Genomic DNA, 16,941 nt, shown 5'->3' with positions numbered 1-16,941 from the left:
GGATCAGGGGCGGGCGAAGAGGCGGGCGCCGCAGCTCGGCCACTGGCCCTGCCAGCGCCCCGCCACCTGCTGGTAGAGCAGTTGCGCCCGGTACGTCTGCTCCTCCTCCGGCCAGTCCGACGGCAGCCCCGGCCCGCCGACGGCCCGCCACATCGGCACGCTGAACTGGTACATCCCGTAGTAGGGCCCCTCCGCGTTGTACGCCCGCGGATCGCCCTTCGACACGCACTCCGCCAGCGCCCCCCAGTTGAGCGCGGCGACCCCGGGATCGATCGGATCGGTACGCGGCGGCCTGACCGTGATGACCGTCCCGTCCTTGGGGAAGCTGGAGAGCGGCGGCTCCACCAGGTAGCCGCGGCCGAGGCCGACGCGCTCCTGCCGCAGCACCTCGCGCACGGTCCTGGCGGTGGTGCGGGTGGCCAGGCGGGTGGCCCCGGCGACCACGTACACCTTGCGCCGGGTGTAGACGGTCAGCGCCATCCCGGACAGCGGCACGGCCTCGTCGGGGGGCGCGGAGACCCGGCCGGCGGCGGCCGGGATGGCCAGCTCGGCGAGGGCGCCGGCCACGTCGGTGCTGGTGACCAGGTGCTCGCTGGTGCGGCCGTCGAGCGTCAGCGTGATGGGGCGGGCGCGGCGCACCTCGATCGTGGCCCCGTCGGCGAGCGGCTGCTGGGCGGGCGGGCGCACCACGTCGCCGTAGCCGAGCGCCACGCCGGCCTCGCCGAGCGCGTCGCGTACGGACGCGGCGAAGCTCCGCACCGCCGTCCGCTTGCCGTCCACGACCACGACCACGTCCTTGGCCATGGCCGAGGTGACGGCCATCGCCGCCACCACCGCGCCACCCGCCAGGCACACCACGAGCGTCCAGGGGGAGCGCCACGGGATCGGCGGGCGCGGCTTACGCCTTCTGCCACGCACGTACCACCTCCGGTCACACGCCACCTCCGATGACGGAGAGTGACCGCCCGAACGCTAACCGCGGCACCGCGCCGGCCTCCACCGCTTCACCGAAAAATGGTCACCAGTCGCCGAAGACCTTGACTCCGTTGGCGTTGATGGCCGCGCAGAGGTCGGCGGGCTGGACTCCCTTGACCTCGGCCAGGCAGCGGAGGGTGAGCGGGATGAGGTAGGGGGCATTGGGCTTGCCCCGGTGCGGGACCGGCGGCAGGTAGGGCGCGTCGGTCTCGACCAGCACCAGCTCCAGCGGCGCGGCCGCGGCGGCCGCGCGCAGGTGGTCGGCGTTCTTGTACGTCACCGGCCCGGAAAAAGACATGAAATATCCGGCGTCGGCGCACTTCTTCGCCAGCTCGGCGTCACCGGAGAAGCTGTGGAAGACCACCCTGTCCGGCGCGCCCTCCTCCGCCAGCACCCTGAGCACGTCGTCGTGCGCGTCGCGATCGTGGATCACCAGGGCCTTGCCGGTGCGCTTGGCGATCTCGATGTGCGCCCGGAAGCTCGCGTGCTGGTCGTCCTTGCTCGCCCAGTCGCGGAAGTAGTCGAGCCCGGTCTCCCCCACGGCCCGCACCTCGGGACGCCCGGCCAGCGCCTCGATCTCGGCCAGGACCTCGGGCGTCGCGGCGTGCGCCTCGTTGGGGTGGATGGCGACGCCCGCGAGCACGTCGTCGTGCTCGGCGGCCGCCTGGGCGCACCAGCGGGAGGAGTCGAGGTCGTAGCCGATCGTGACGAGCCGGGTGACGCCGACCGACCGGGCGTCCTCCAGGATGCTCCGCACGCTCGCCGAGGCCGCCTGCGCGGCCTGGGCGACGGGATCTCCGGAGGACGCCTGCCGGTTGCCCACCATGACGTCGAGATGGCAGTGGCTGTCGAAGACCGGCTCCGGCAGCGGCTCGGGCGGGGCGGGAAGCTTGCTCACGCCCCCCAAACTAGCGGGCCCCGCGAGGTCAGCTCTCCAGCCGGGCCAGCTCCTCGTCCACGACCTTGGGGTCGAGCTTCTTGAACAGCGGAACCGGCGCGGTGAGCGGCGTGCCCGGCTTGATCGGGCGGTGCTCCCAGCGGGCCGCGCCGTCGTAGTCGCCGGTGATGACCGGGTAGGGCTGGCCGCCGTCCTCGTCGACCTCGCGGATCTCCGGCATGCCGGACCAGACGCCCTCGCCGCCCAGCATGGCGTGGACCTTGTTGGAGGAGGAGGGCAGGAACGGCGTGAGCATCGTCTTGGCGTCGTCGACGACCTGGAGCGCGACGTGCAGGATCGACTTCTGCCGCTCCGGGTCGTCCTTGAGCTTCCACGGCTCCTGCTCGGCGAGGTAGCGGTTGGCCTCGCGGACGACGTCGAACGCCTCGGTGATGGCGTTCTTGAAGCGGGACCTGTTGAGCTCCTGGCCCACCGGCCCGAACGCGCCCCGCGAGCGCTCCAGCAGCGCCCGGTCGGCGTCGGTCAGCTCGCCCGGCTCGGGAACGGCGCCGAAGTTCTTGGCCGCCATCGAGATGGACCGGTTGACCAGGTTGCCCCAGGCCGCGACCAGCTCGCCGTTGTTGCGGTTGACGAACTCCTGCCAGGTGAAGTCGGTGTCCTGGTTCTCCGGGCCGGCCACGGCGATGTAGTAGCGCAGCGCGTCGGCGTCGTAGCGGGCGAGGAAGTCGCGCACGTAGATGACGACCTGCCGGGAGGAGGAGAACTTGCGGCCCTCCATCGTCAGGAACTCGCTGGAGACCACTTCGGACGGCACGTCGAGCGCGCCCAGCGAGCCCGCCTTGCCGCCCCGGGCGCCCTGGCCGTTGTAGCCGAACAGCATCGCCGGCCAGATCTCGGCGTGGAAGACGATGTTGTCCTTGCCCATGAAGTAGTAGCCGCGGGCGTCGGGGTTCTGCCACCACTGGCGCCAGGCGTCGGGGTCGCCGGAGCGGCGGGCCCACTCGACGGAGGCCGACAGGTAGCCGATCACCGCGTCGAACCACACGTAGAGGCGCTTGTTGGGCTGGTCGCGCCAGCCGTCGAGCGGGATCGGCACGCCCCAGTCGAGGTCGCGGCTGATCGCCCGCGGCTGCAGGTCGCCGAGCAGGTTGAGGGCGAACTTCAGCACGTTGGGCCGCCACTCGCCCTGCTTGGACTGCAGGTAGCCGCCGAGCACCTCGGCGAAGGCGGGCAGGTCGAGCATGAAGTGCTCGGTCTCGACGAACGCGGGCGTCTCGCCGTTGATGCGGCTCTTGGGGTTGATGAGCTGGATCGGGTCGAGCTGGTTGCCGCAGTTGTCGCACTGGTCGCCACGGGCCCCGTCGTAGCCGCAGATGGGGCAGGTGCCCTCGATGTAGCGGTCGGGCAGGGTGCGGCCGGTCGAGGGCGAGATGGCGCCCATCGTGGTCTTCGGGAAGATGTAGCCGTTGGCGTGCAGGCCCTTGAAGATCTCCTGCGTGATCGCGTAGTGGTTCTTCGTGGTGGTCCTGGTGAACAGGTCGTAGGAGAGGCCGAGGCCGGTCAGGTCTTCGGCGATGACGCGGTTGTAGCGGTCGGCCAGCTCCCTGGCGGTGACGCCTTCCTTGTCGGCCTGCACCTGGATGGGCGTGCCGTGCTCGTCGGTGCCTGACACCATCAGCACCTTGTTGCCCGCCATCCGCTGGTAGCGGCTGAAGACGTCGGACGGCACGCCGAACCCGGAGACGTGCCCGATGTGGCGGGGGCCGTTCGCGTAGGGCCACGCGACGGCGGTCAAGATGTGCTGGGACATGTTCCTAAGCCTACGGCGATCCCCGTCCGGCTCGGACCCGTTCCCCCGTAACAGCGCGACGCGCCGGGGCGGCCCGCCCCGGCGCGTCGTACGGCAAAGAAAAACTAGGCCGGGCTTTCCTCGCGGGTGACGGCTTGGGCAGCCTCCTCTGCGACGGCGGCGACGTGGTCGACCGGCGTCTCACGGGTGCGGCGGATGCCGAGGATGCTGACGAACAGCGCGGCGAAGATCGTCTGGAAGCTCATGATCAACGCGGTGGCGGACGGCACCACCAGGCGCAGCGACTCGCGCGGGTCGAGCTCGCCGAAGCTGCGCACCTGCCAGTGGACCAGCGACATGACCAGGCCGACCACGCCGGCGAGCGCCAGCAGGCCGCCGACCACGAGGCCCTTCTCCAGGGTCACGATGTCGATGATCTTACGGATGCGCGGCGACTCGGGCAGGAAGCCCTCCTCGGCCGCGTAGACCTTCGTGAACAGCGCGAACAGCGCCGCCTGGAAGCCGATGACCACCAGCGCCGACGATCCGACCAGGGTGTCGACGTCGAAGGCCAGCTCGCCGATCTCGACGGGACCGAAGGTCAGCAGCGTGCCCGCCACCAAACCGATGATCATCATCGCGACGCCGGGGTAGAAGAACAGCCACTTGGGGCTGTAGAGCAGCAGGAAGCGCAGGTGACGCCAGCCGTCGCGCCAGGAGCGCAGGTGCGGCGGGCGGGAGCGGCCGTCGGGCGAGAGCGTCGTCGGCACCTCGCGCACGTCGAGCCCCGACAGCGTGGCGCGCACCACCATCTCGGAGGCGAACTCCATGCCACCCGTCTGCAGGTGCAGCTTCAGGATCGAGTCGCGACGGAAGCCGCGCAGACCGCAGTGGAAGTCGCCGATGGCGGACGGGAAGAAAAGCCGCCCGATGAACGACAGCACCGGGTTGCCCAGGTAGCGGTGGAGCGGCGGCATGGCCCCGGGGGCGATGCCGCCCTTGAACCGGTTGCCCATGACCAGATCGGCGCCGTCACGGAGCTGCTCCACGAACGGCAGCAGGGCCGTGAAGTCGTAGGAGTCGTCGGCGTCACCCATGATGACGAATTTGCCGCGAGCTGCCCTGATGCCGCCCATGAGGGCGTTGCCATAGCCCTTGGCGTCGACGTGCACCACCCTCGCGCCGGCATCGCGGGCAAGCTGTTGCGAACCGTCCGTGCTGCCGTTGTCGGCGATCAGCACCTCGCCCTCGATGCCGTGCTCCTCCATGCACGCCAGGGCCTTGCGCACACAGACTTCCACGGTCTCCGCCTCGTTGAGGCAGGGCATGACCACCGTCAGTTCCACGTGTCTACCCTTCAAGATAAGACTCATCCAGTGGACCATCATGCACTCTGCCCGAGCATGCTCGGGTCAAGTCCGAGAAACGACTGGCATTCTTTACAGCATGGTGAGCGTCGCGGAGATTACTCCTGTGGACCACTCCGCTCCAGGCCGGGCAGCTCGGCTGCTGTCCTTCGTACGCCGGCATCGGGTGTTCGCCGCGGCTTTCGGCGTCGGCGCCGTGCTGCGGCTCATCACCATGCTCGGCTACGGGCCGGCCATGTGGTTCAACGACTCCTACGAGTACGTCTCGGTGGCGCTGCACCCGCGTCCGCACCCGATCAGGCCCGACGGCTACAGCTTCTGGCTGATGCTGCTCAAGCCGTTCCACAGCTTCGCGCTGGTGACGTTCGCGCAGCACCTGATGGGGCTGGCCACGGCCTGCCTGATCTACGCCCTGCTGCGCATCAAGTTCCGGCTGCCGAAGTGGGGGGCGACGCTGGCCGCCGCGCCCGTGCTGTTCGACGCCTACCAGATCCAGCTCGAACAGCTCGTGATGTCCGACACGCAGTTCACGCTGCTCGTGGTGGGCGTCATCACGCTGGTGCTGTGGAAGCGGCGGCTGACGTGGCAGGCCGGGGCGGTGATCGGGTTCCTGCTCGCGCTGACCTGGCTGACGCGCTCGATCGGGCTGCCGATCCTGGCGCTGGTCGTGCTCTACCTGCTGGTCAAGCGGACGGGCTGGCGGCCGATCACGGCGCTCGTCACCGCGTGCGCGATCCCGGTGCTGGCGTACATGGGGTGGTTCGCCTCGGCGTACGGCAAGTTCGCGATGACCAACAGCGACGGCCTCATCCTCTACATGCGCACGGCGATCTTCGCCGACTGCGAGAAGATGACCTTCGACAAGTACAAAGAGGTCCAGCTCCTGCTGCTGTGCATCAACGACCCGGTCGACCAGCGCAAGGACTACGCGCAGTGGTACCTCTGGGGCCAGGGCAACGGCGACGGCCAGGGCACCGGCGAGGTCCTGCACCGCTGGGGCGTCAACAAGAAGTGGAGCGAGATCACCAACGACGCGGCCAGCGCGTTCGCCACCCGGGCGATCCTGTCACAGCCTGGTGACTACCTCAAGGTCGTGGCGAGGGACTTCTTCCGCTCCTTCCACTGGTCGCGCCCACGCTTCCCCGACGAGTCGACCTACAACATGTACCAGTTCAAGCCGTACGTCGAGCTCGACGAGAACGGCCAGCCGAAGCGGCTGCCGAAGTGGTCGTCGTACGCGGGCGGGCGCACCGACACCGACGCCTTCAGCTACGAGCAGGGCCCGCCGGAGACCAGGATCACGCACCCGTGGGCCGACATCATGGCCGGCTACCAGAAGGTGTTCTACCTGCCCGGCATCGTGCTCGGCGGCGTCCTGCTGGTCGGCCTGTACGGCGTGGTGGTGCGCTGGCGCACGTTCGGCGGCCCGGTGGTGCTGCCGTGGCTGGGCGCGGTGGGCCTGCTGCTGGCCCCGGCGGCGACGGCGGAGTTCGACTACCGCTACGTGCTGCCGGCCGTCCCGCTGGCCTGCGTCGCGGCGGCGATCACGCTGCGCAAGGGCGTCACTTGGGCGCGGAGGTCACCCAGGAACGCATCAGCATCCGAGCCCACCACTCTCCGTGTGTGATCGTCTCGGCGGTCAGCACCGGTTGGAGCCACCAGAAGTTGATGAGCACGACGAGCGCGAACGCCCCGGCGACGGCGGCCCCCACGGCCCGCCGCGCGGGCGGCGCGTCCTCCCTGCCGAGCACGAGCCCCGCGGCCAGCGTGGCCGCCAGCACCATGAACGGCACCACGGGCAGCAGGTAGAACAGGTACATCGTGCGGTCGTCGGCGATGGCGTAGTAGAACCACGGCAGCCAGCCGGCCGCCACGGCGAGCAGGACGGCGCCGGCCCGCCAGTCGCGGACGGCGCCGTACCTCACGATCAGGGCGAGGACGGCGAGGACGGCGCCGTACCAGAGCGCGGGGGTGCCGACGCCGAGCACGGCCTGCGAGCAGGCGCTCGCGCCGCAGGCCGACGGCGGCAGGCCGGTCGGGTAGTAGAACGAGACCGGGCGTAACAGCAGCGGCCACGACCACGGCTCCGACATGTACGGGTGATAGTCGTCCAGCCCGCTGTGGAAGCCGAGCACCTGACTCTGGTAGCCGAACCACGACCGTAACGAGGCCACGACGAAGTGGAGCGGCCCCGACGAGGTGGCGCCCTCCCAGTCGCGCCCCCAGCCGAGCGGGGACGCGAACCACCCGGCCCAGCTCGCCAGGAACACCACGGCGGGCAGCAGCCCCATCGCGGCCAGCCCGCCGGGCAGGTCGTGCGTCAGCGTCCCCCGGTAGGCCCGCCGCGCCCCCGTCGCCCGCCTGCCCCCGGCGTCCCACACGAGCGACAGCACCGCGAACGCGATGAGGAAGAAGATCCCCGACCACTTGACCGCGCAGGCCGCGCCGAGGCAGGCGCCGGCCGCGAGCCGCCACGGGCGCGCGCCGAGCGGGGGGCCGAGCCCGCCGAGCGGCCCGCGCTCGGCCTGGTCGGCCAGCAGCCCCCGTGTACGGTCACGGTCCACGACCAGGCAGGCGAACCCGGCGAGCACCCAGAAGGTGAGGAAGACGTCCAGCAGCGCCGTACGGGAGAAGACCAGGTGCAGGCCGTCGAGCGCGAGCAGCAGCCCGGCGAGGCAGCCGAGCAGGGTGGAGCGGGTCATCCGGCGCGCGACCCTGGCGAGCACCAGGATCGTCAGCGTGCCGGCCAGCGCCGCGGCGAACCGCCAGCCGAAGGGGTTCATCCCGAACAGCCACTCGCCGGCGGCGATCATCCACTTGCCGAGCGGCGGGTGGGCGACGAACGAGGCGCAGTCGGCCGGCTCGCCGCACTGGCGGAAGATGTCGAGGTTGCCGGCGATGAGCCTGCGGTCGGCGACGGGGTCCTTGGCGTCGCCCAGCGTGGCCCGCTCGACGCCGAACCTGAGCAGCGAGTACGCGTCCTTCGCGTAGTAGGTCTCGTCGAAGACGACGGCGTGGGGCACGCCGAGCCGGACGAAGCGGAGCACGCCGCCGAAGACGGCGACGAGGAGCGGGCCGAGCCATCCCACGAGGGGTGAGCCCTGCATCGGCGGGACCAGCCGTTGCCGCGAGACACCCCAATTGCTCACGAAGCGCACTATAGGCGCTTGTGAACCAGGTCATACAGCTCGCGCTTCTGGACGCCCGCCTCCTTCGCGACCTCGGCGACGGCGAGCTTGCGCTGCGCGCCCTCGGCGACCCTGCGCTCGACCTCCGCGACCAGCTCGTCCGGGTCGGGCTCGACCGCGCCGGGCACATGGCCGGACACCACGACGGTGATCTCGCCCTTCACGCCGCCCGCCGCCCACTCGGCCAGCTCGCCGAGCCCGCCGCGGCGGACCTCCTCGTAGGTCTTGGTCAGCTCGCGGCACACGGCGGCCGGCCGCTCGGCGCCGAACGCCTCCGCCATCGCCTTCAGCGACTCCGCCAGCCGGTGCGGCGCCTCGAAGAAGACCATCGTGCGCTCCTCGCGGGCCAGCGCGCCGAGGCGGCGGGAGCGCTCGCCGGCCTTGCGCGGCGGGAAGCCCTCGAAACAGAACCGGTCGCTCGGCAGCCCCGACACGGCCAGGGCGGTCGTGACGGCGCTCGGCCCCGGCAGCGCGGTGACCGTGATGCCGGCCTCGACGGCGAGGCTGGTCAGGCGGTAGCCGGGGTCCGACACCCCGGGCATGCCCGCGTCGGTGATGACGACGACCGTGCGGCCCTCCTTCAGGCTCTCCAGCAGCTCCTGGGCCCGGCCGGCCTCGTTCTGGTCGTAGTAGGAGACCACCCGGCCGGTGATCTCCACCTCCAGCTCGGCCGCGAGCCTGCGCAGCCGCCGGGTGTCCTCGGCCGCCACGACGTCGGCCTCGCCGAGCAGGTCGCGCAGCCGGGGCGAGACGTCGCCCGCCCTGCCGATGGGAGCTCCGGCCAGCACCAGCCTGCCTTCTTCAGTCACTCGTCCATTGTGGCAGGGCATCCGTATTAGACCGTGTTTCTACGTACCTACCGGCTTAGGCCCCGTACGATGTCCGAATGGCGGTGACCGATTCCCCGTATCAGGCCTTCGACGAGCGGGAGGCCGGCGAGAGCCTTCCCCCGACGCGGTCCGTGCGCGATCGGATGATCCCTCCCATGCGCGGCAGCGTCATGTGGGGATGGATCGGCCCGCTGCTGGTCACTCTCTTCGGCGGCATCCTGCGTTTCTGGGACCTCGCGCATCCCAAGTCCGTGGTGTTCGACGAGACCTACTACATGAAGGACGCCTTCTCGCTCATCACCTGGGGGGTCGAGCGGGTCGCGGTCAAGGACGCCGACAAGGCGATCCTGGCCGGCAACACCGACATCTGGGAGAGCTGCGCCCCCGACGCGCTCGACAAGTGCGCCTCCTACGTCGTGCACCCGCCGCTCGGCAAGTGGATGATCGGCTTCGGCGAGTGGCTGTTCGGGCTCACGCCGTTCGGCTGGCGGTTCGCCGCGGCGGTCGTCGGCACGCTGTCGATCCTGGTGCTGGCCCGGGTGGCGCGCCGGATGACCCGCTCGACGCTGCTCGGCTGCTTCGCGGGGCTGCTGCTGGCGCTGGACGGCCTGCACTACGTGCTGTCGCGCACGGCGCTGCTCGACATCTTCCTCATGTTCTGGGTGCTCGCCGCGTTCGCCTGCCTGGTGGCCGACCGCGACCAGGCCCGGGAGCGGCTGGTCGCCTGGTACGAGAGCGGGCCGCTGTCCCCGTACGGGCCGCGGCTCGGCGCGCGGCCGTGGCGGCTCGCGGCCGGGGTGTGCCTGGCCTTCGCGATGTCGGTCAAGTGGTCGGGGATCTTCTTCCTGGCCGCGTTCGCGGTGCTGTCGCTGCTCTGGGACTTCGGGGCGCGGCGGGCGGTGGGGCTGCGGCACCCGTACGTGGGGGCGCTCAACAAGGACGTGCCGCAGGGGTTCCTGTCCTTCGCGGTGGTGCCGTTCGTGGCCTACATGCTGACCTGGACCGGCTGGTTCGCCTCGGCCAACGGCTACGGGCGCAACTGGGCGCAGGCCACTTCTGCCGGCAATCCGCTGTTCTTCCTGTTCGACTCGATGCGGTCGTGGATCAAGTACCAGTGGCAGGTGTTCACCTTCCACAGCGGACTGGAGAGCACGCACCCCTACATGTCGGAGCCGTGGTCGTGGCCGCTGCTGCTGCGCCCGGTCGCCTTCTACTACGAGGGACGGCAGGACACCTGCGGCGTCAAGGACTGCTCGGAGGCGGTGCTCGGCGTCGGCACGCCGGTGATCTGGTTCGGCGCGCTGGCGGCGCTGGTGGCGCTCATCGCGTACTACGTCTCCAGCCGCGACTGGCGGGCCGGGGCGGTGCTGCTGGCCTACGCGATGGGCTGGCTGCCGTGGTTCTACTTCGCCATCGCCGACAACCGGACGATGTTCCTGTTCTACGCCATCCCCATGGTGCCGTTCATGGTGCTGGCCATCACGCTCTGCGCCGGGCTGCTCATCGGCCCCGCCCGGCCGACCGCCACCGGCGCGACGCCGGTGCGCCGGACCGTGGGGGCCGCCGTCGTGGGGGCCTTCGCCCTGCTAGCGTTGATCAACTTCTGGTGGTTGCACCCGATTCTGTCCGCTGAGCTGCTCCCGTACACCGAGTGGAAGGCCCGTATGTTGTTCGAGAAGCGATGGATCTGATCCGCTCACAGTCCGGTCAATAGCGCTTTTTTAGGGTAGTCACTGTGCAAGACCCAATACGCACCGGATTCGGCCATCGTCAGGCCAGGGGTCGATACGGCAAACTTCGAGGCATGAGTGCACCGGATGTCACCGCCCTGCTCGCCGAGTTGGAGCGCTCTGAGCCGGAGATCGCAGAAGAGGCCAGGACCGCCGTCGAATGGCTGACCGGCGGCGAGCCGCTGGAGAGCGTGACCCAGCTCGACGTCTGCGAGTTCCTCTGGTACACGTTGCCGCTCAAGGTGGGGCCGCTGCGCGCGGACGGCGACCACGAGCGGCTGGCCCGCTCACTCGGCCGGCTGCTCCAGCTGGGCGGCCTGGAACGATACGCGGCGCTGTGCGTGTCGCCGACGACGGCCCAGATCCTGCGGACGTACGCGCGGGAGGGCGAGGACGCCGGCACCAGCGCCTACCAGAAGGCCCTTGAGGCCACGGGCGTGCTTCCGCCCGACGTGCCCGAGCTGCAGTGGAGCATGATCATGGGGCCGGAGGAGCTGGGCGCCCACCTCGCCTGCTCGGCCGCACTTGAGCTGGCCATCGTGGCCGGCGAGCAGATGGACAGGGTCGCGCTCACCCGCCGCTGGCTCACCGAGGCGCGGGCCGACCTGGGCGGCGACAGCTGGCTCAACCGGGTGCACGGCGAGCGGCTCAACCGCTGGGTGCTCGGCCGCGGCCCGGCCCGGCGGGAGCTGGCCCAGCCGTTCGAGGTGCGCCTGCACGCGCCCGTGTCGCCGCAGCCGCTGCCCGCGCTGCACAAGCTGCTCTCGCTGGCCGCGAGGGAGGGCACCCTGCCGCTGCGGCTCGCCCCGTCGCCGGCCGCGCTGCGCCTGCGCGAGCTGGCCGAGCGCGAGCTGGGCGCGATCCGGCGCGACGGCGCGCGCATGGTCATCACCGACCACGGCCGGCGGCTGCTGGCCTCGCCCGAGGCCATGTGGACGGCCGTGACCCGGCTGCTGCTGGCCAAGGGCGAGCACGAGTTCGAGGTGTCGGCCAGGGAGGCGGCGCTCATGCTGCTGGCCGACGGCACCCTGATGTCGCCCGCCAAGCTGCACGAGCGGGTGGCCGAGGTGGTCGGCGGCGAGGGATGGCATCCGGCCGCGGGCATCGAGAACGTCGCGGGCCCGGTGAGCGACCTGGTCGCCCAGCTCACCGCGCTCGGCCTCGCCTACAGCGACGAGCTGGTGGTGCGCATGGACCGTCCCGGCCAGCTCGCCGCCCTGGCCGCGCTGCGGGCCCACGCCCTGCGCCCGCGCAAGTACGTCAGCTCGGGCCGCGCCGGCTGACCCCGTCAAAACGCGTCGAGCGCCCGCCCTCCGGAGAGGGCGGGCGCTCGACGCGATTGTGTACCGGTGTGCAGGTCGCCTCTCGGCGAAAGGCACAACACGGCTCCAGCCGAACGGTATTCCGTGAAGGCGATAGGTGAGGCCCGGGGACACTGGACACACCGGCCACGGTCTATGTAACCACACCCGCCCCCGGTCCATTCCCCACCCGCGCCCACATTTTTCGCCAGGACTCAGCCGGGCCGGCCGGTGGTGAGCGCGCCGTGCAGGAACAGGTCCACCAGCTCGGCGGTGGTGAGCGCGTCGGGGTTGTGGCGGCCGGCCGACAGGACCAGCATCTGGAACGCGAGCGCGAGCCGGTCCGGTGGCAGCTTGAGCGTGTCGCGCTCCGGCTCGAACAGGCCCGCCAGCACCTCCTGGTGCGCGGCGATCGAGGCCTGCCGGGCGTCGGCGCCCCTGCGCAGGTGCTCCTCCCGGCTCTCGCCCTCCCGCGCTGCGGGGGCGGTCGGGTCGCCGCGCCGCAGCCCGCCGGAGGCGGCGAGCGCCCCGGCGACCGCGCCCATCCTGGACAGGTAGCCGCGCATGGCCTCGGCCGCCTCGATCAGCCGCTCGGCGAGCGGCAGCTCCATCGAGACGGACGCGATGTGGGCGAGGGTGTCGTCGGGACGCAGCGCCTCGGCCATGCAGGCGTCGAGCAGGGCGTCCTTGTCGCCGAAGGCGCGGAAGACGGTGCCCTCGCCGATGCCGGCCGCGCGGGCGACCTGCGCGGTGGTGACGGAGGTGCCGTGCTCCACGACGAGGGGCAGTGCGGCGCGGACGATCATCTCGCGGCGCTGCTCGGGGGTCATCGCCGGCGCTCGACGCCGGCCTGATTCGTTCGTCATGTCTTCGACAATACGGAGTGAGTGCTCACTCCGTCAAGAAGGAGTGAGGACTCACTCCGATCCAGGGATGCGAGCACAGGCCGGGATGCGGCACCATCGGAGGCGTGCCATATGCGACGACCGACGGCGGAGTGAAGCTGTCCTACCAGGTCAGGGGCGACGGGCCGGCGCTCGTGCTGCTCCAGGGCCAGGCGAACGACCACCGCTGGTGGGATCCGGTCCGCGACGACTTCGCGACCGGCCACCTCACCGTCACCCTCGACTGGCGCGGCACCGGCGACAGCGACAAGCCGGACGAGCCGTACACGACCCGGGGTTTCGCCGCCGACGTCGTGGCCGTGCTGGACGCGCTGGGGATCGGGCGGGCCCACGTGTACGGCACGTCCATGGGCGGCCGGGTGGCCCAGTGGCTCGCGGCCGACCATCCCGGGCGGGTGGGCGCGCTGGTGCTCGGCTGCAGCTCGCCCGGCGGAGCGCACGGCGTCGAGCGGAGCAACGAGGTCCGCAGGTCGCTCGCCCAGCCGGACCGCGCGGCGGCGGAGCGGGCACTGCTGGAGCTCATGTACACCCCGGCCTGGCTGGCGGCGCATCCCGGCCCCCATCACACGACCGGCGATCCCGGCATGCCCGCGCACGCCCGCCGCCGCCATCTGGCCGCGAGCGCCGGGCACGACGCCTGGGACGCGCTGCCCGCGATCGCCGCGCCCACGCTCGTCGTGCACGGCACCGACGACGTGTTCAACCCGGCGGCCAACGCGCCGCTGCTGGCCGGGCGCATCCCGGGGGCCGGGCTGCGGCTGATCGAGGGGGCCAGGCACGCCTACTTCGAGGAGTTCCGCGAGATCGCGAGCCCGATGGTGCTGGAGTTCCTGGCCGCCCAGCCGGTCTGACTCAGCCGGGCTGACTCAGCCGGCCTGACCCAGCCGGTCTGACTCAGCGCAGCAGCGGCAGCCGCCCGGTGAGCCGTTCCACGACCTGGCGCGGCCCGAACAGGCTGACCGCGTAGTACGACGGCTCCTCGGCGCGCGCGAGCGCGGCCAGGTAGTCGTTGTAGACGGAGGCCCGCTGGGCGAGGTCCGCCATGTCCGCCATGACGAGGTCCGGCTCGGCCGCCGCGTCGTCCCTGATGCGCCGGACGATCGCGGCGGGCGCGGCCAGCACGGTGCAGCCCGTCCAGGGCAGTCCCGCGTGCGCGGCCCCGGCCGCGTCCACCCCGCCCTCCCCCACGATGTCCGGCACCGCGACGCCCACGGAGGCGGCCAGGCAGGCGGCGGCGTTCGCCTGCAGCCCGCGCGGCAGGTCGCGGTCCAGGACGATCACCCACTTGACCGGCAGCTCCCTGGTGGGCAGGTCGCCGCGTCGCTCCAGGCCGGCCGTCACGCTCATTCCCCGATCCCCTTTCTCCGAAGTTCCGACAGCAGACTCACACTCAGGCCGTCGTTTCACCAAGCGAGCGAGCTGTTTTCCGAAGAAGATTCGGCGATCCGTGCCACGATGGGCGGGTGGACGAACTTGATACGGCGATACTCGCCGAGCTGCAGCGCGACGGCCGCCAGACCAACCGCGAGCTGGCCGAGCGCATCGGCATCGCGCCCTCGACCTGCCTGGAGCGGGTGCGCTCGCTGCGCGCCGCCGGGGTCATCGAGGGCTTCCACGCCGAGGTCAACCTGGACGCCGTCGGCCGGCCCGTGCAGGCGCTGATCAACGTACGGCTGCACCCCAAGATCCGCGAGGCCGTCGAGGGCTTCCGCGACTACGTCGCCGCCCTGCCCGAGACGCTGGCCGTCTTCGTCGTCTCGGGCGGGGACGACTTCATCATCCAGGTGGGCGTGCGCGACGCCGGCCACCTGCGCGACTTCGTGCTCGACCACGTGGCCCGCCACCGCAACATCGCCGACGTACGCACCTCGCTGGTCTACGACCACATCCGCAAGACGTCGGTGGAGGTGCTGCCGCCGCAGGCGCCATCGCGCCCGCGCACCGGGCGCAAACGATGAGAAGCTCTAGCGGCGCGAGGCGAAGGCGTCCTGGGCGGCGAACAGCTCCTTGCGCAGCGTCTCGCTGCCGGTGTGACCGGAGTCCTCCACCACGACCAGCCGGGCGTCGGGCCACGCCCGGGCCAGCTCCCACGCGGTGTCGGCCGGGCCGCTGAGGTCGAGCCGGCCGTGGATGAGCACGGCCGGGATGCCGGCCAGCCGGTGCGCCTCGCGCAGCAGCACGCCCTCCTCCAGCCAGGCGGCGTTCGAGAAGTAGTGCGAGCAGATGCGGACGAGCGCCAGCCTGGCGTCGTCGGGGCGGTCGCTGTAGGCGTTGCGCTTGCCGTGGGGCTCGGCGGAGATGACCGCGTCCTCCCAGGCGCACCAGTCGAGGGTGGCCTTCATGCGCACCTCGGGATCGGGGTCGGAGGTCAGCCGCGCGTACGCCGCCAGCAGGTCGAAGGTGTCGCCGCCGCGCTCGCTCTCCGGCACGCCCTGCCGGAAGCGCTCCAGCGCCTCGGGGAAGAAGCGGCCGGCTCCCCGGTAGAGCCAGTCGATCTCGTAGCGGCGGGTAGTGGTCACCGAGACGATGATCATCTCGGACACCCGCTCCGGGTACGCCTCGGCGTAGGCCAGCATCAGCGTCGAGCCCCACGAGCCGCCGTACAGCAGCCACTTGTCCACGCCCAGGTGCTCGCGCAGCCGTTCCATGTCGGCGATCAGGTGGTGGGTGGTGTTGGCGCTCAGGTCGGTCGCCGGGTCGGCGGCGTGCGGGCGGCTGCGACCGCAGTTGCGCTGGTCGAACAGGATGATCCGGTAACGCTCCGGGTCGAACGTGCGCCGCGAGCCGACGGAACAGCCGGAGCCGGGGCCGCCGTGCACCACGACGGCGGGCTTGCCCTCGGGGTTGCCGCAGACCTCCCAGTAGACGAGGTTGCCGTCGCCGACGTCCAGCATGCCGTGGTCGTACGGCTCGATCGGGGGATACAAGTGCGGCTCCTTCCGCTCCGAAAATGTGACAGCGCTGTATATCAGCCCTTGACCGCACCTCTCCAACCGTTTTCGCCCGCGCGGTAAAGAGCGTTAGATCCAACCATGAAGTAATTCAAACGTCACTTAGGGTAATGATCACTGCGGATGATCGGATAAGCACTCGCAGGGAGCATCATGTACAAGCACGCCATCCTGGCACTCGCCACCGCCTCGGGCCTCCTCATGGCCGCCGAGCCGGCCTCGGCGGAGAAGCTGCCCGTCCACGTCACGTGCGGGGGCGAGGACGCCGTCAAGATCGACGTCCCGTCGCCGCCGGACGACATGACCGTCGGGGAGCTCCGCGAGCGGCTGCTGGCGATGTCCGCCCGGAGCTGGGCGCCCGTCCATGCCGCCGTGCGGTGGCAGGCCCCGTCGGGGACGTCGATCCGCACGATCCTGCTCGACGGCCTGCGCGCGTGCCGGGGCGCCAGGACCGAGCAGAAGGCCGCCGCCGCGGCGGACGTGATCGGCGACGACACGGAGGCGTTCGAGCTCGGCATGCTCGGCTCGCCCGACGTCGCGACGATGCTCGAAACCCTGGTCGCGGATCCGCCGGCCTGCTGGCCGACCTTCCAGGCAGCGACCGACGAGGAGACCGACGAGGAGACCGACGAGGTGACCGACGCCGACCTGGAGACGGACGAAGAGCTCGACGAGGAGACAGACTCCGACGACGAAGCCGAGGTCGCCGAGGAGACCGAGGTCGCCGAGGAGACCGAGGTCGCCGACGAGCAGCCGGCGGCGCTGCTCGACGCGATCGGCCTGCGGGAGCTCCTGGACGCCGTGCTCGCCGGACCGGTCACCTGCGCCCCCGGTACCGCTCCCACGTCCTTCTTCACCGCCCCCACGTCCTTCTTCACCGTGCCCGAGGTGCCGCTGGTCACGTACGAGCCCTCCCTCATGGACAGACTCGGGCTCAGCGCCGCCCTCGACCGCGTCCTGGGCGGCTGAACACCACCGGCAGGGTCGCCGGCCCAGGACCAACAGAT

15 protein-coding genes are annotated in these 16,941 nt (G+C 71.2%); 6 read left to right on the top strand and 9 right to left on the bottom strand.

Annotated elements, in window-relative coordinates:
* Nucleotides 1-3 precede the first annotated feature (3 nt).
* From AC27IY_RS22155 to AC27IY_RS22140, 4 genes are all read right to left on the bottom strand, one after another.
* A complete protein-coding gene (locus tag AC27IY_RS22155) occupies nt 4-918 on the bottom strand; it encodes a resuscitation-promoting factor (RefSeq protein ID WP_487179053.1) in 915 nt (304 codons plus the stop codon).
* A 100-nt stretch (nt 919-1,018) separates the two neighbouring features.
* Nucleotides 1,019-1,873: a TatD family hydrolase gene (locus tag AC27IY_RS22150; RefSeq protein ID WP_423477021.1), complete on the bottom strand. Its 855-nt coding sequence runs from the start codon at nt 1,871-1,873 to the stop codon at nt 1,019-1,021.
* 28 nt (nt 1,874-1,901) lie between these two features.
* Nucleotides 1,902-3,683, bottom strand: coding sequence for a methionine--tRNA ligase (metG, locus tag AC27IY_RS22145; protein WP_449950971.1), 1,782 nt, complete (start codon nt 3,681-3,683; stop codon nt 1,902-1,904).
* Nucleotides 3,684-3,787: 104 nt separating this feature from the next.
* Nucleotides 3,788-5,008, bottom strand: a complete 1,221-nt coding sequence (locus AC27IY_RS22140; protein WP_423477020.1) for a glycosyltransferase family 2 protein — start codon at nt 5,006-5,008, stop codon at nt 3,788-3,790.
* A 100-nt stretch (nt 5,009-5,108) separates the two neighbouring features.
* Here AC27IY_RS22140 and AC27IY_RS22135 point away from each other — a divergent pair, with 100 nt between their 5' ends.
* A complete protein-coding gene (locus tag AC27IY_RS22135; RefSeq protein ID WP_344211008.1) occupies nt 5,109-6,656 on the top strand; it encodes a hypothetical protein in 1,548 nt (515 codons plus the stop codon).
* Here the strand turns inward: AC27IY_RS22135 and AC27IY_RS22130 are convergent.
* Both AC27IY_RS22130 and rsmI read right to left on the bottom strand, forming a co-directional pair.
* The gene (locus AC27IY_RS22130; RefSeq protein ID WP_487179120.1) at nt 6,592-8,136 is read right to left on the bottom strand and encodes a dolichyl-phosphate-mannose--protein mannosyltransferase; all 1,545 of its coding nucleotides are present in this window, start codon (nt 8,134-8,136) and stop codon (nt 6,592-6,594) included. The genes AC27IY_RS22135 and AC27IY_RS22130 overlap by 65 nt on opposite strands.
* A 50-nt stretch (nt 8,137-8,186) precedes the next feature.
* The gene (gene rsmI / locus AC27IY_RS22125; RefSeq protein WP_344211012.1) at nt 8,187-9,026 is read right to left on the bottom strand and encodes a 16S rRNA (cytidine(1402)-2'-O)-methyltransferase; all 840 of its coding nucleotides are present in this window, start codon (nt 9,024-9,026) and stop codon (nt 8,187-8,189) included.
* A 77-nt stretch (nt 9,027-9,103) separates the two neighbouring features.
* Between rsmI and AC27IY_RS22120 the strand changes: the two genes are divergently transcribed.
* On the top strand, nt 9,104-10,738 hold the full coding sequence (locus AC27IY_RS22120; protein ID WP_423452413.1) for a dolichyl-phosphate-mannose--protein mannosyltransferase: 1,635 nt from the start codon (nt 9,104-9,106) through the stop codon (nt 10,736-10,738).
* A 113-nt stretch (nt 10,739-10,851) separates the two neighbouring features.
* Entirely contained in the window at nt 10,852-12,060 is a 1,209-nt protein-coding gene (locus tag AC27IY_RS22115; RefSeq protein WP_449950966.1) for a hypothetical protein, read from the top strand.
* A gap of 233 nt (nt 12,061-12,293) precedes the next feature.
* Here AC27IY_RS22115 and AC27IY_RS22110 read toward each other — a convergent pair whose 3' ends face one another.
* Complete coding sequence (locus tag AC27IY_RS22110; protein ID WP_423452411.1) at nt 12,294-12,944, bottom strand: TetR/AcrR family transcriptional regulator; 651 nt, start codon at nt 12,942-12,944, stop codon at nt 12,294-12,296.
* Between the two features lie 104 nt (nt 12,945-13,048).
* On the opposite strand from AC27IY_RS22110, the gene AC27IY_RS22105 reads away from it, so the two are divergent.
* Nucleotides 13,049-13,834 carry an alpha/beta fold hydrolase gene (locus AC27IY_RS22105; protein WP_423477017.1) on the top strand — a complete coding sequence of 262 codons (786 nt, stop codon included), beginning with the start codon at nt 13,049-13,051 and terminating at the stop codon, nt 13,832-13,834.
* Nucleotides 13,835-13,877: 43 nt separating this feature from the next.
* On the opposite strand, the gene AC27IY_RS22100 is transcribed toward AC27IY_RS22105, so the two are convergent.
* Nucleotides 13,878-14,330: a DUF2000 domain-containing protein gene (locus AC27IY_RS22100; RefSeq protein WP_364455126.1), complete on the bottom strand. Its 453-nt coding sequence runs from the start codon at nt 14,328-14,330 to the stop codon at nt 13,878-13,880.
* 116 nt (nt 14,331-14,446) lie between these two features.
* On the opposite strand from AC27IY_RS22100, the gene AC27IY_RS22095 reads away from it, so the two are divergent.
* Entirely contained in the window at nt 14,447-14,941 is a 495-nt protein-coding gene (locus AC27IY_RS22095) for an Lrp/AsnC family transcriptional regulator (RefSeq protein ID WP_371249846.1), read from the top strand.
* A gap of 6 nt (nt 14,942-14,947) precedes the next feature.
* Here the strand turns inward: AC27IY_RS22095 and pip are convergent, their stop codons facing one another.
* Nucleotides 14,948-15,910 (bottom strand): prolyl aminopeptidase, encoded by a 963-nt coding sequence (pip, locus tag AC27IY_RS22090; protein WP_487179052.1) that lies wholly within the window; start codon nt 15,908-15,910, stop codon nt 14,948-14,950.
* Between the two features lie 177 nt (nt 15,911-16,087).
* Between pip and AC27IY_RS22085 the strand changes: the two genes are divergently transcribed.
* Complete coding sequence (locus tag AC27IY_RS22085; RefSeq protein ID WP_487179051.1) at nt 16,088-16,903, top strand: hypothetical protein; 816 nt, start codon at nt 16,088-16,090, stop codon at nt 16,901-16,903.
* Nucleotides 16,904-16,941: the final 38 nt, after the last annotated feature.

The sequence above is a fragment of the Nonomuraea sp. B208 genome (genome assembly GCF_057536035.1).
This window is presented reverse-complemented; position numbering and strand designations above follow the sequence as displayed.